We start from the raw sequence: 12,090 nt of genomic DNA on the forward strand, positions 1-12,090 counted from the left end.
TGCTCCGTAGTCAGTCGGGACTGGTGTCAATTTAGTGCCGCAGCGGCGCCCGCAGTTCCAGGCGGCGCGTCGCGACCTTGTTGCGGGTCTCTTCGTCGTGAAAGATACCAACGATCGCCGCGCCGCGCTCGCGCGCCTCGACGATCAGATCGGCCACAACGTCGCGGTTTTCCGCATCGAGCGAAGCGGTCGGTTCGTCGAGCAGCAGCAGCGGATGTTCGGCGATCAAACCTCGCGCGATGTTCACGCGTTGTTGCTCGCCGCCCGAAAACGTCGCGGGCGCGAGGGACCACAGACGTTCCGGCACGTTGAGCCGCGTGAGCAATTCAGCGGCGCGCGCGCTCGCTTCGGGTTCGGCGACGCCGTGCAAGACCAGCGGCTCGGCGACCAGCGCAAGCGTCGGCACGCGCGGGATCACGCGCAAAAACTGGCTCACATAGCCGACCACGCGACGGCGCAGCCGCAGCACGTCACGCGCTTCGGCACCGGTGATTGCAATGGGCCGACCGTGATCGCTGGTGTCGCGAATCGCAATCGAGCCGGTGCTCGCCAGATAGTTGCCGTACAGACAGCGCAGCAGCGTGCTCTTGCCCGCACCCGACGGCCCGACCAGCACCACGCATTCACCGCGCTCGACCTCGAGCGACACGTTCGCGAGCGCGTCGATCCGCACACCGCCCTGGCCGTGCAGCGTGAAAGTCTTGCCGATGCCGATGGCGCGCAGCATCAGCGCCGCGTTGTCGGCGAAAGCGCGCTCGCCGTGGCGTGCATCGCTGCCTGCTTCATTGACTACCTCAGTGGATTGCATCGTGAGCCTCAAACCGGCAGAACCGAGGAAACCAGCGTTTGCGTATACGGGTGCTGCGGATCGTCGAGCACCTGATCGGTCAGACCCGCCTCGACGACTTCGCCCCCCTGCATCACCATCAGCCGATGCGCGAGCAGACGCGCGACGCCGATATCGTGCGTGACGATCAGCACCGACAGATGCAGCGTCGAGCTCAGCGTGCGCAGCAAATCGAGCAGACGCGCCTGCACGGACACGTCGAGACCGGCGGTCGGTTCGTCCATGAACACCAGACGCGGACCGGTGACGAGATTGCGCGCGATCTGCAGACGTTGCTGCATACCGCCCGAAAACGCGGCGGGAAATTCGTCGATGCGCGTGGGGTCGAGCTCGACGTGCTCCATCCATTGCGTGGCTGTGCGGCGAATTTCGCCGTAGTGGCGCGCGCCGACCGCCATCAATGGCTCGCCGATGTTGGCGCCGGCCGATACGCCGCTGCGCAGGCCGTCGCGCGGATTCTGCTGCACGAAGCCCCACTCGGTGCGCGTCAGCAGACGGCGGCGCGGCTCGGACAGCGCGCGCAGATCGAGCGAGTCGCCATGCGACGCGGTGTAGTGCAGCGAGCCGCTATCGGCCTCGGTCTTCAGCGCCAGCGTGTTGAGCAGCGTGGTCTTGCCCGAACCCGATTCACCGACGATGCACAGCACTTCGCCCGGATACAGATCGAAACTCACGTTGCGGCAACCGTTGCGGCCGCCATATTGTTTGGTGAGCGCGCGTGCGCTCAGAAGCGGCGTCATGTGGATTCTCCTTCGCGCGTGGCGTGGGGCAGCGGCGCTTGCGCTTCGATAGCGCCGTCGCCGTCGCTATCGCCATCGCCGCGCCGCCCGTGACAGTAGTCGCTGTCCGAGCACACGAACATGCGCGTGCCCGCATCGTCGACGATCATCTCGTCGAGAAAGCTTTCCTTCGATCCGCACAGCGCACACGCGTGCTGCCACTTCTGCACTTCGAACGGATGATCGTCGAAGTCGAGGCTGCGCACCGGCGTATAGGGCGGAATCGCGTGAATGCGGCGCTCGCGGCCCGCGCCGAACAGTTGCAGCGCGGCGTTCATATGCATCTTCGGATTGTCGAACTTCGGGATCGGCGACGGCGAGCTCAGATAGCGATGATTGACGATCACGGGGTAGTCGTACGTGGTCGCGATGCTGCCGTGATGCACGATGTCCTCGTACAGTTTCACGCTGATCAGCCCGTAATCGGCGAGCGCATGCAGCGTCTTGCATTCGGCGACGCGCGGCTCGAGCCGGTACAGCGGCTCGGGCATCGGCACCTGATAGACGAGGATCTGCCGCTCGGTCAACGGCGTTTCGGGAATCCGGTGCCGCGTCTGGATGATCGTCGCTTCGCTCGTGTGCCGCGTGGTCGCCACACCCGTGGTGCGCGCGAAGAAGCGGCGGATGTTGACGGCGTTGGTGGTTTCGTCGGAGCCCTGATCGATGACCTTCAGCGTGTCCGTCTTGCCGATGATCGCGGCCGTCACCTGGATGCCGCCGGTGCCCCAGCCGTACGGCAGCGGCATTTCGCGCGACGCGAACGGCACCTGGTAGCCCGGCACGGCGACTGCCTTCAGCAGCGCGCGGCGCAGCATGCGCTTGGTCTGCTCGTCGAGATACGCGAAGTTGTAGCCGTGCGCGGCGGTGTCGCATGAGGTGTTGGCAACAGCGGTGTCGGGCGCGTTCATGCTGCCTGCTCCTTGTCGGTGGCGCGGCTTGTTTCATCGTTGCTGCGATGCTGCGCGCGCAAACGCCGCACCAGTTCCAGCTCCGCCTGGAAGTCGACGTAATGCGGCAGCTTCAGGTGCTGCACGAAGCCCGACGCCTCGACGTTGTCGCTATGCGACAGCATGAACTCGATGTCCTGCGTCGGTGACGCGAGCGTCTCGCCGAGTTCTTCGGCGCGCAACGCGCGATCGACGAGCGCCATCGCCATCGCCTTGCGCTCCGAGTGGCCGAACGCGAGGCCGTAGCCCTGCGTGAAGGTCGGCGGCACCGTGCCGCTGCCCGCGAACTGGTTGATCATCTGGCATTCGGTGATGTCGATATCGCCGATGTCGACCGCTTCGCCGAGTTCGTCGAGGTCCATCTCGACCGCGATCGTGCCGAAACGGATCTCGCCCGCGAACGGATGCGAGTGCGCGTAGCCGCGTTGCGTCGCATAGCCCATCGCGAGCAGAAAGCCTTCGTCGCCGCGCGCGAGATTTTGCAGACGCGTCGCGCGGCTCGCCGGAAACGCGAGCGGTTCACGCGACAGGTCGCCGGGTTCCGCGCCGTCGGGTGTCGGGCGCTCCTGTTCGATCAGGCCTTCCTTGTCGAGCAGCGACACGACTCGCGGCATCGATTCTGGCGCTGGCGGTTCTTGCGGAACGGGCGCGTTGCCGCGCGTCACGTCCTGCCGCGCGCCATCACCATCGGCCAGCAACGCGAAATCGAGCAGACGCTGCGTGTAGTCATAGGTCGCGCCGAGCAACTGGCCGCCGGGCAGGTCCTTGAAGGTCGCCGAGATGCGCCGCTCGACCTGCATCGTTTCGGTATCGATGGCGCGCGTATAGCCGAAGCGCGGCAACGTGGTGCGATACGCGCGCAGCAGGAAAATCGCCTCGACCAGATCGCCGGCCGCCTGCTTGATTGCGAGCGCCGCAAGCTCCTCGTCGTAGACCGAGCCTTCGGTCATCACGCGTGCGACCGCGAGCCGCAACTGCTCGCGAATCTGCGCGACGCTCAGTTCGGCGATTCGCGTATCGCCGCGGCGCGCTTTGTCTAGCAGGCGCCACGACGCTTCGATCGCGCGTTCTCCACCTTTGACGGCAACGTACATCAGTTCACCTTCGCTTCGGTTGTGCGCGGCAGGCCGATCACGCGCGGGCCGCAAACCAGATAACAGTCGATGCCGCACGGAAACAGCGGCGCGAGCATTGCGCGTTCTTGCCAGAACCGCGCGGGAAGACCGAGCGGCGAAATCGTTTCGGCATCCAGAATGCCGGGGCCGCTCAGCGTGACCGCTGCGCCGCCCGTCAGCGCGTCGACGCGGATCAGCAACGTGGCCGATTGTTCCGGTGACTCGGCGCTGCCGGGCGCGAAGCTTTCGAGCGATGGCAACGCGTCGGCATCGTGCACATACACGAACGCGGCGTTGCCGGGCGCATCGACGAGCGGCGCGCCGGTATGAAAACGCAACGCCGACGCGAGCGCGGGATCAGGCTGCGCGAGCCACACCGGCGTCGCGTAGTCGCAGAGCGTCAGCAGTGCGGCAAACGCGGCGGGTTCGACCGGCGTGTTGCGCAACTCGGGCAGCACGTCGCGGATCACGCCGATCGTGCCGGGCCGCGACAACGCGTCGAGCAGCGTGCGAAACACGGTCTGGGTGTCGTGGACCGGGTCCGCGAAACCCGGCGTCAGCGTGGACAACGCAATCGGTGAACGTTCCATCAGTCGCCTCGCACCATCGTGAAGAATTCGACGCGCGTCGCCGCGACGTCCTGTTGCTGTTGCGCGCCCCGGGCCTGCTGTTGCGCGGCGAATGGCTCGATCAATTGACGATGCAGGCTGTCGTGATGCTCGGGCATCTGCAGCAAGGCATCGGCGAGTGCGGCAAGTTCGGCGCGACGGCGGTCGCGTCCCAGATGGCAGGCGACGCCGACGGTGGCTTCGGCGTCGCCACTGGCATGCAGACGCAGCGTGGCGCGCGTAACCGTGGCTTCGCCGAGATTGAACGGATCGCCGCTGCCGCCGATGCGCCCGCGCACCATCGCGAGGCCGATTTCAGGGGGGCGCAGCCAGTCGTAGGCGGGGGTGGGGCGGCCTTGCAGCGCGCGCTGCAGCGCGGCTTCGAGGTCGGCGCGCGGCGTGCGCGCCAGCACGGCCATCCAGGCGCGCCGCGTCGCCGAAGACACGGCCGGCAACGGCGAAGAGGGTGGATTGGGCGGAACGGAACTCGGGCTCATCGGATTTCCTGTCGATCCAGCGAGTGGACATTGAAGCATCTATTCATCTAAACGTCTAGACGTTTATAAGCATAGTTGTCTGGACTGTTGTGCGCGGCGGACGTTCATATTTTCATCACGGCTCGCGCACTACAATGCACGTCATGGCGATCATTTGAACCGAAGGGAATGACAGCACCATGACATCGAACGACAGCGCGGCGCCGGCCACGACGCTCGAACGCGGCGCGGGCGTGGCCGTCTGGAGACAGATCGAACAGATTCTCGCCGCAGAGATCACGGCAAGCGGGTTCGGGGAAGAAGGGCGGCTGCCGAGCGAGGGTGAGCTGGCGAAGCGCTTCGACGTCAACCGTCACACGGTGCGCCGCGCGATGCTCGGCCTCGCCGCGCTCGGCCTCGTCAGCGTCGAGCAGGGGCGTGGCACGTTCGTGCAGCCCGGCGCGATCGACTATTCGATCGGCCGCCGTACGCGTTTCACCGAGAACCTGCGTCAACAACATCACTCGCCCGCGGGCACGATGCTGTCGGCCGCGCGCGTGAAGGCCGAGCCCAGTGTCGCGAAGGCGTTGGGTCTGCGCGCGGGCGCGGCGGTCTATCGCATCGAATCGCTGAACGCGTCGGACGGCGTGCCGCTCACGTACGCGCGCAGCTGGTATCCGGCCGCGCGTTTTCCGGATTTGCCGGAGGTCGTGCAACGCCTCGGCGGCACGACGAAAGCGCTGGCCGAATTCGGCGTGGACGATTATCTGCGCAAGTGGAGCCGCATCGGCAGCGTGCTGCCCGAGCCGGAAGTCGCGCGGCGGCTCAACATCAACCGTCAGCAGCCGGTGCTGTGGGTCGAGAACGTCGACGTCGATCTGCAGGGCACGCCGGTCAAATACGGCTTCACGCATTTCGCGGCCGATCGCGTGCAACTGCTCGTGGAGCATGACCTGTGAGCGGCCCCGCATGGAGTGCCGAAGCGCGCTTTGCGCTGTACTACGCGCCGTCGGTTGAATCGGCGTGGTGGCAGGCCGGCTCGACATGGCTCGGCCGCGATGCGCAAAGCGGCGAGCGCCGAGCGCAGCCGCAGCCGCCAGGCCTGACGCGCCCGCTCGCCGCATTGACCGACGCGCCGCGCCGCTATGGCTGGCATGGCACGCTGGTCGCCCCGTTCCGGCTCGGCGCCGGCGTCACGCAGCCCGACGTGCTCGCGGCCGCGCGAGCCTGGGCGCTCGCGCAGCGGCCGTTCACGTTGCCGGTAGAAGCGGCCACGCTGGGCGACTTCGTCGCGTTGCGACCGGCCGATGCAGATGGCGAGACGCGCATTCGCGAACTCGCGTCGAACGCGCTGCAGTCGCTCGACGGGCTGTGCGCGCGGCCGTCGGCGGCCGATCTCGAGCGACGGCTCGCCGCGCCGCTCAGCGAGCGCCAACGTGCGTTGCTGTTGCAATGGGGCTATCCGTACGTGTTCGACGAGTTCCGTTTTCACATGACGTTGTCCAGTTCGCTCGCCGATGCCGACGAGCGCGCGACGCTGCTCGCATGGTGGCGGGAGCGCACGCCCGCGCTCGGGCCGCTCGCTGTGGATCAGGCCGCGCTGTTCGTCGAGCCGGCGCCGGGCGAGCCGTTCGTGCTTTGGCAGCCGCTGCCGTTCAGCCACGGCGCGCAACCTGGCGATCGCACGAACAAGCAGCAAGACGAGGTGAGCAGCCAATGACTGGGCGTTTGATCTATGTGATGGGGCCGTCGGGCGCGGGCAAGGATTCGCTGCTGCAGTTCGCGCGGATGCGGCTCGCCGGCGAGCCGCTCGTATTCGCGCATCGTTACATCACGCGGCCGAGCGGCAATGGCGAGGTGCATGTTGCACTAAGCGTCGAGGAGTTCGCCGCGCGCTCGGTGCTTGGCCTGTTCGCGCTCGAATGGTCGAGCCATTCGCTGCGCTATGGCATCGGCATCGAACTCGATGCGTGGCTCGCGCGCGGCTGCACGGTGGTCGTCAACGGCTCGCGGCAGTACCTGCAGCATGCGCTCGCGCGCTATCCACGCGCGGAGGTGGTGCACGTGAGCGCCGCGCCGCATATTCTCGAAGCACGGCTCGGCGCGCGGGCGCGCGAATCGTCGGAGCAGGTCGCGGCGCGGCTCGCGCGGCGCGCGCCGTTTGCGTTGCCGGCCGGCGTGCGCTGCACGACGATCGACAACTCCGGCGCGCTCGAAGAAGCGGGGCACGCATTGATCACGGTGCTCAAGGAGCAGGTGAGCGCGTAGCGCAAGCACGCGGCCTTACTGCACGGCTCCCATCCGCTCCCCCGTCACCTGCCGCAAACATGCGACGAACTGCTGCACGGCCGGCGTCGGCAGCAGATCGCGTCGCGAGATGATGCTCAGATCGTAGTTCGGCAGCGCGTCTTCGATCTGTGCGACGCGAATGCCGAGCGGCGCGACCCTCTGCGCAAGCGGCCGCGTGAAGCAACTGATCACGTCGGTCTGCGACACGAGCCCGAGCGTGACTGCAAACGACGACGGCGCGCGCAGCAAGCGCTTCGGTACCGGCAAGCCGTGCGCGCTGAACATCGCCATCATCACGCTGTGCGGGAAGTGGTCGGCGCCCACCGTGACGATCCACTCGGCGTCGAGCAGCTCGGACAGACGCGTGACGTTCGCGAGCGGATGGCCAGCGCGCATCGTGACGACGAACTGCGTCGAGTACAGCGGCACCTGCACCAGATCGTTATCCAATGCCAGAACGTGATGGATCGCCGCGAGATCGAGCGCGCCGTTGCGCAGACGCGCGAGCGCGTCGGGCACCGTCACTTCCTCCAGATGCAGACTCACGAGCGGCATCCGCTCGCGAAAGCTCGACACCGCATGCGGCAGTACCGTCAGCGCCAGCGATGGCATCGTGCCGACGCTGACCTTGCCGGCCAGTTCGCCCTTGACCTGCTCGACGGCCTCGACCGTGCGGCGCATGTCGCCGAGCAACTGCTCGGCGCGCGGCAACAGCGCGAGCCCGCACGCGGTCAGCTCGATGCCGCGCACGCTGCGCACCATCAGCTCGGCGTTGAGCGCGCTTTCCAGCTCGCGAATCGTATGCGTGACGGCCGGCTGCGTGACGCCAAGCTCACGCGCGGCGGCGCGCAGACTGCGGTGATGCGCGGCGGCGACGAAGGCCTGCAACTGCTGCAGCTTCATAAGGGTAATCCCGTATATAAGGCCTGTTAATCAGGGTGAAAAAAATAGCATCTTATTCGAACAAAACGGCGTGGCTATAGTGCGAGGCTACTCACTGGAGCCATACAAACTATGAACGAGACCCCGCGTTTGACCGAAGTATCCGATCTGGAACCCGCCGGCGCGAGCCTGCGCGAGATTCGCCATCACATTCACCACCATCCGGAACTCGCGTACGAGGAAGTGCAGACCGCGGCGCTCGTCGCGGAAAAACTCGAACAGTGGGGCTGGCAGGTCACGCGTGGGGTCGGCAAGACCGGCGTGGTCGGCACGCTGCAAGAGGGTGACGGCAAGCGCAGCATCGGCATTCGCGCAGACATGGACGCGTTGCCGATCATCGAACAGACCGGCCTGCCGTACGCGAGCGGCACCCGCGGCAAGATGCACGCGTGCGGCCACGACGGTCACACCACGATCCTGCTCGGCGCCGCGCAACGTCTCGCGGCCACGCGCAATTTCTCGGGCACCGTGCATTTGTATTTCCAGCCGGCCGAGGAAAGCGGCATCGACAGCGGTGCGCTGAAGATGATCGACGACGGCCTGTTCGAGCGCTTCCCGTGCGACGCCGTGTTCGGCCTGCACAACCATCCGGGAGCCGAGCCGGGCGTGTTGCTGTTCCGCAAGGGACCGTTCATGTCGGCGGGCGACAAGGCGATCATCACGATCGAAGGCGTCGGCGGCCATGCGGCGCGTCCGCATCTGACCGTCGATCCGGTCGTGGTCGCCGCGAGCATCGTGATGGCGCTGCAAACGATCGTCGCACGCAACGTCGATCCGTCGCAGCCGGCCGTGGTGACGGTCGGCTCGATCCACGCGGGCACCGCGAACAACGTGATTTCCAGCAGCGCGCGGCTCGAGCTCAGCGTGCGCTCGTTCAGCCCCGAGGTGCGCGCGTTGCTGAAGAAGCGCATCACCGAACTGGCCGAGTCGCAGGCCGCGAGCTATGGCGGCAAAGCGCACGTCGAGTACATCGAAGGCTATCCGGTCGTCATCAATACGGATGCCGAAACGGATTTCGCGGTGCAGGTCGCGCGCGAACTGGTGGGCGACGACAAGGTGGTCGAGCAGACCGACATCCTGATGGGCAGCGAGGACTTCGCATTCATGCTGCAGAAGCGGCCGGGCACGTTCCTGCGCATCGGCAATGGCGTCGGCGAGGACGGTTGCATGGTGCACAACCCGCACTACGACTTCAACGACCGCAGTCTGCCGATCGGCGCGGCGTTCTGGGCACGGCTGGTGGAGCGCTATCTCGCGCAGTGAGCGCTTGATGCACACGCCGCGGCGCGCACGAGGCGTGCGCGCCCGGAAGCTCATCACCGCGCGGCCGGAGCCACGAAACGTTCATTAGCCGCGCCGCGCGACCATCTCCGAGACTGTCTGCGCGGCTCGCTGCAGCGGTTCCAGGAACGCCTTCACCATCTGTTTGGCCGAATTGCGCTGTGCGTTGCCGCTGATGTTCATCGCGGCGATCACGCGGCCCTGGCGATTGCGAATCGGCGCGGACAGCGAAATCAAGCCGCCTTCGAGCTCCTGATCGACGATCGCCCACCCCTGGCGACGCACCTGCTCGATCAGCTTCTTCAACTCTTGCTTGTCGGTGACGGTGCGCGGCGTGTGCGCGTAGAGCGGCGTCGAGTTCAGCGTCGCGTCGAGCGTCTCGTCGTCGAGCGAGGCAAGCAGCACGCGGCCCATCGACGTGCAGTACGCGGGCAGGCGGCTGCCGATCGACAGGTTGATCGTCATGATCTTGTGAGTCGGCACGCGCAGCACGTAGACGATCTCGGTGCGATCGAGCACGGCCGCGGAGCAGCTTTCGTGCACCTGCGCCGACAGGCTTTCCATCACCGGTTCGGCGAGATTCCAGAACGGCATCGAGGTCAGATACGCGAAGCCGAGGTCGAGAATCTTCGGCGTCAGACGAAACAGGCGTCCCTCGGCTTCCACATAGCCGAGTGTTTGCAGCGTCAGCAGGATCCGGCGCGCGCCGGCGCGCGTGAGGCCAGTCGCCGCGGCGACGTCGGTGAGCGTCTGTTCAGGCCGCGTCGCGTCGAACGCGCGGATGACCGCGAGGCCGCGCGCGAACGACTGCACGTACGAGTCGCCCGGTTTCTCCGGGGCCGGTTCGGCGTTGGCGGGCGCGACGGAAGACGGCGGCAGGGCTTTGCTCATGGACCTTGATCGTGGGTTCGGAAGAGTGCGCGCGAAGGACGCGCGACGCGCGTTCGTTTCGATGCGGCGCCCCGTTTTGCGTTGCGGCGCAAAGGCGAGACGATAGCTTAAGCCTTCTATTTCGCCAAATAACGCCGATTTGTGCAAAAACCCCAGGGTTTGCGTGAATGCGATTCCCACTCCAAATTTGTATGATGACCCGATAACCTGACTAATTCGCGACACCCTGTCCAACCGATCCGCCATGTTCGACAAGATTCCCGCGCGCGCTTTGAGCGACACAGTCGCGCAGCAACTGCTGAAGCAGATCGACAAGGGCACCTTCGCGCGCGGCGCCAGGCTGCCGACCGAAGCCGTGCTCGCGCAACAGTTCGGCGTAAGCCGCACGGTGATTCGCGAGGCGCTGTCGCGACTGAAGAACGAGGGGGTGGTCGAGCCGCGCCAGGGCAGTGGCGTGTTCGTCGCCGGGCACGGCGCGATTCGCCCGCTGCGAATCGACTACGCAGAAGCCGTAGAGCCGGGCTCGGTCGTGCAAATCCTCGCGCTGCGTCGCGCGATCGAGGCGGAGGTCGCGTCGGAAGCCGCGATGCGCCGCAGCGATGCCGACATGGCCGCGATCGACGCCGCGCTCGCGCGCATCGAGCGCGCGGTCGGCAATGGCGAAGAGGGCGTCGCCGAAGACGTCGCGTTTCATCGCGCGATCGCGGCGGCTACGGGCAATCCATATTTCCTGAAGACGCTGACGTTCCTCAATCAGTACCTCGAAGCGGGCACGGTCGTCACGCGCCGCAACGAGGCGCTGCGCGAGGACTTCTCGCGGCAGGTGCGCGAGGAGCACGCGGCGATCGCCGCGGCGATTCGCGCCGGCGATCCGATGGCGGCGCGCAATGCCGCGCAGACGCATCTGTACAACGCGGCGCGGCGGCTTGCCGGGGCGGGCATCGTCTGACGCGCTGAAGGCGCGCGGTGATTCCGACGCGCGCGAACCCACGAATGCGGCACCCATCCATAGAGGTCATGCATGTCGAGAAATGTCGGTGTCATTGGCTTGGGGGCCATGGGGCTCGGCGTCGCGCGCTCGCTGTTGCGCGCGGGCTTCAGGGTCCACGCGTGCGATTTGCGGCGCGACGCGCTGCAGGCGTTCGTCGATGAAGGGGGCATCGGCTGTGCGACGCCCGCGGAGCTCGGCGCGCAGTGCGAGGTCGTGATCACGCTGGTCGTGAATGCGGCGCAAACCGAGACCGTGCTGTTCGGTGAGCACGGCGCGCTCGCGGCCATGAAGCCGGGCGGCGTCGTGATCGCGAGTGCCACGGTCGCGCCGGAGTTCGCGAGCGATCTCGGCAAGCGCGTCGAGGCGGCCGGTCTGCAGATGCTCGATGCGCCGGTCTCGGGCGGCGCGGCGCGCGCGGCGTCGGGCGAGATGACGATGATGACGTCCGGTCCCGCGGCCGCTTATGCCGCGTGCGAAGACGTGCTCGCCGCGATCGCCGGCAACGTGTATCGGCTTGGCGCCACGCATGGCGCAGGCTCGAAGGTGAAGATCATCAACCAGCTGCTGGCCGGCGTGCATATCGCGGTGGCCGCCGAGGCAATGGCGCTCGGCCTGCGCGAAGGTGTCGACCCGCACGCGCTGTACGACGTGATCACGCACAGCGCGGGCAATTCGTGGATGTTCGAGAACCGCGTGCCGCATATTCTCGCGGGCGACTACACGCCGCTGTCGGCGGTCGATATTTTCGTCAAGGACCTCGGCCTCGTGCTCGATACCGCGCGTCGCACGAAGTTTCCGCTGCCGCTGTCGGCGGCAGCGCATCAGATGTTCATGATGGCGTCGACGGCGGGCCACGGTGGCGAAGACGACTCGGCGGTCGTGAAGATTTTCCCAGCCATCGAATTGCCGACGAAGCAATAGGCG

The 12,090-nt window shown here is 66.6% G+C and carries 14 protein-coding genes; 6 read left to right on the plus strand and 8 right to left on the minus strand.

Features of this window, described 5'->3' with window-relative positions; all coding sequences use genetic code 11:
- Positions 1 to 31: 31 nt before the first annotated feature.
- The 6 genes from phnL to phnG are packed head-to-tail and all read right to left on the minus strand — an operon-like array spanning position 32 to position 4,793.
- The gene (gene phnL, locus F6X40_RS24920; RefSeq protein WP_187629600.1) at positions 32 to 808 is read right to left on the minus strand and encodes a phosphonate C-P lyase system protein PhnL; all 777 of its coding nucleotides are present in this window, start codon (positions 806 to 808) and stop codon (positions 32 to 34) included.
- An 8-nt stretch (positions 809 to 816) separates the two neighbouring features.
- Positions 817 to 1,587: a phosphonate C-P lyase system protein PhnK gene (phnK, locus tag F6X40_RS24925; RefSeq protein WP_187629601.1), complete on the minus strand. Its 771-nt coding sequence runs from the start codon at positions 1,585 to 1,587 to the stop codon at positions 817 to 819.
- The gene (locus F6X40_RS24930) at positions 1,584 to 2,534 is read right to left on the minus strand and encodes an alpha-D-ribose 1-methylphosphonate 5-phosphate C-P-lyase PhnJ (protein WP_187629602.1); all 951 of its coding nucleotides are present in this window, start codon (positions 2,532 to 2,534) and stop codon (positions 1,584 to 1,586) included. Before F6X40_RS24930 ends, phnK begins: the two co-directional genes overlap by 4 nt.
- Positions 2,531 to 3,667, minus strand: a complete 1,137-nt coding sequence (locus F6X40_RS24935) for a carbon-phosphorus lyase complex subunit PhnI (RefSeq protein ID WP_187629603.1) — start codon at positions 3,665 to 3,667, stop codon at positions 2,531 to 2,533. The genes F6X40_RS24930 and F6X40_RS24935 overlap by 4 nt, the downstream gene beginning before the upstream one ends.
- Positions 3,667 to 4,278: a phosphonate C-P lyase system protein PhnH gene (gene phnH / locus F6X40_RS24940; protein WP_187629604.1), complete on the minus strand. Its 612-nt coding sequence runs from the start codon at positions 4,276 to 4,278 to the stop codon at positions 3,667 to 3,669. The genes F6X40_RS24935 and phnH overlap by 1 nt, the downstream gene beginning before the upstream one ends.
- Positions 4,278 to 4,793, minus strand: a complete 516-nt coding sequence (gene phnG / locus F6X40_RS24945) for a phosphonate C-P lyase system protein PhnG (RefSeq protein WP_187629605.1) — start codon at positions 4,791 to 4,793, stop codon at positions 4,278 to 4,280. Before phnG ends, phnH begins: the two co-directional genes overlap by 1 nt.
- A gap of 179 nt (positions 4,794 to 4,972) precedes the next feature.
- Between phnG and phnF the strand changes: the two genes are divergently transcribed.
- From phnF to phnN, 3 genes are read left to right on the plus strand one after another with little or no spacing between them, the layout of a single operon-like run.
- Complete coding sequence (gene phnF, locus F6X40_RS24950) at positions 4,973 to 5,731, plus strand: phosphonate metabolism transcriptional regulator PhnF (RefSeq protein WP_184039300.1); 759 nt, start codon at positions 4,973 to 4,975, stop codon at positions 5,729 to 5,731.
- Positions 5,728 to 6,492, plus strand: a complete 765-nt coding sequence (locus tag F6X40_RS24955) for a DUF1045 domain-containing protein (protein ID WP_187629606.1) — start codon at positions 5,728 to 5,730, stop codon at positions 6,490 to 6,492. The genes phnF and F6X40_RS24955 overlap by 4 nt, the downstream gene beginning before the upstream one ends.
- Complete coding sequence (gene phnN / locus F6X40_RS24960; protein ID WP_090809526.1) at positions 6,489 to 7,040, plus strand: phosphonate metabolism protein/1,5-bisphosphokinase (PRPP-forming) PhnN; 552 nt, start codon at positions 6,489 to 6,491, stop codon at positions 7,038 to 7,040. The genes F6X40_RS24955 and phnN overlap by 4 nt, the downstream gene beginning before the upstream one ends.
- A gap of 15 nt (positions 7,041 to 7,055) precedes the next feature.
- On the opposite strand, the gene F6X40_RS24965 is transcribed toward phnN, so the two are convergent.
- Positions 7,056 to 7,964, minus strand: a complete 909-nt coding sequence (locus tag F6X40_RS24965; protein WP_187629607.1) for a LysR family transcriptional regulator — start codon at positions 7,962 to 7,964, stop codon at positions 7,056 to 7,058.
- Between the two features lie 111 nt (positions 7,965 to 8,075).
- Here F6X40_RS24965 and F6X40_RS24970 point away from each other — a divergent pair, with 111 nt between their 5' ends.
- Positions 8,076 to 9,266 (plus strand): M20 aminoacylase family protein, encoded by a 1,191-nt coding sequence (locus F6X40_RS24970; protein ID WP_187629608.1) that lies wholly within the window; start codon positions 8,076 to 8,078, stop codon positions 9,264 to 9,266.
- An 84-nt stretch (positions 9,267 to 9,350) separates the two neighbouring features.
- Here the strand turns inward: F6X40_RS24970 and F6X40_RS24975 are convergent, their stop codons facing one another.
- Complete coding sequence (locus F6X40_RS24975; protein ID WP_018424811.1) at positions 9,351 to 10,175, minus strand: IclR family transcriptional regulator; 825 nt, start codon at positions 10,173 to 10,175, stop codon at positions 9,351 to 9,353.
- A gap of 244 nt (positions 10,176 to 10,419) precedes the next feature.
- Here F6X40_RS24975 and F6X40_RS24980 point away from each other — a divergent pair, with 244 nt between their 5' ends.
- Both F6X40_RS24980 and ltnD read left to right on the plus strand, forming a co-directional pair.
- Positions 10,420 to 11,124 carry a FadR/GntR family transcriptional regulator gene (locus tag F6X40_RS24980; protein ID WP_187629609.1) on the plus strand — a complete coding sequence of 235 codons (705 nt, stop codon included), beginning with the start codon at positions 10,420 to 10,422 and terminating at the stop codon, positions 11,122 to 11,124.
- A gap of 72 nt (positions 11,125 to 11,196) precedes the next feature.
- Positions 11,197 to 12,087, plus strand: a complete 891-nt coding sequence (ltnD, locus tag F6X40_RS24985; RefSeq protein ID WP_187629610.1) for an L-threonate dehydrogenase — start codon at positions 11,197 to 11,199, stop codon at positions 12,085 to 12,087.
- Positions 12,088 to 12,090: the final 3 nt, after the last annotated feature.

The sequence above is a fragment of the Paraburkholderia sp. UCT31 genome, assembly GCF_014397655.1.
Taxonomy (GTDB): domain Bacteria; phylum Pseudomonadota; class Gammaproteobacteria; order Burkholderiales; family Burkholderiaceae; genus Paraburkholderia; species Paraburkholderia tuberum.

Excerpts from the sequence above, each read along its gene's own strand:
- phnL (WP_187629600.1), bottom strand. The coding sequence starts at position 808 with ATGCAATCCACTGAGGTAGTCAATGAAGCAGGCAGCGATGCACGCCAC.
- phnK (WP_187629601.1), bottom strand. The coding sequence starts at position 1,587 with ATGACGCCGCTTCTGAGCGCACGCGCGCTCACCAAACAATATGGCGGC.
- F6X40_RS24930 (WP_187629602.1), bottom strand. The coding sequence starts at position 2,534 with ATGAACGCGCCCGACACCGCTGTTGCCAACACCTCATGCGACACCGCC.
- F6X40_RS24935 (WP_187629603.1), bottom strand. The coding sequence starts at position 3,667 with ATGTACGTTGCCGTCAAAGGTGGAGAACGCGCGATCGAAGCGTCGTGG.
- phnH (WP_187629604.1), bottom strand. The coding sequence starts at position 4,278 with ATGGAACGTTCACCGATTGCGTTGTCCACGCTGACGCCGGGTTTCGCG.
- phnG (WP_187629605.1), bottom strand. The coding sequence starts at position 4,793 with ATGAGCCCGAGTTCCGTTCCGCCCAATCCACCCTCTTCGCCGTTGCCG.
- phnF (WP_184039300.1), top strand. The coding sequence starts at position 4,973 with ATGACATCGAACGACAGCGCGGCGCCGGCCACGACGCTCGAACGCGGC.
- phnN (WP_090809526.1), top strand. The coding sequence starts at position 6,489 with ATGACTGGGCGTTTGATCTATGTGATGGGGCCGTCGGGCGCGGGCAAG.
- F6X40_RS24965 (WP_187629607.1), bottom strand. The coding sequence starts at position 7,964 with ATGAAGCTGCAGCAGTTGCAGGCCTTCGTCGCCGCCGCGCATCACCGC.
- F6X40_RS24970 (WP_187629608.1), top strand. The coding sequence starts at position 8,076 with ATGAACGAGACCCCGCGTTTGACCGAAGTATCCGATCTGGAACCCGCC.
- F6X40_RS24975 (WP_018424811.1), bottom strand. The coding sequence starts at position 10,175 with ATGAGCAAAGCCCTGCCGCCGTCTTCCGTCGCGCCCGCCAACGCCGAA.
- F6X40_RS24980 (WP_187629609.1), top strand. The coding sequence starts at position 10,420 with ATGTTCGACAAGATTCCCGCGCGCGCTTTGAGCGACACAGTCGCGCAG.
- ltnD (WP_187629610.1), top strand. The coding sequence starts at position 11,197 with ATGTCGAGAAATGTCGGTGTCATTGGCTTGGGGGCCATGGGGCTCGGC.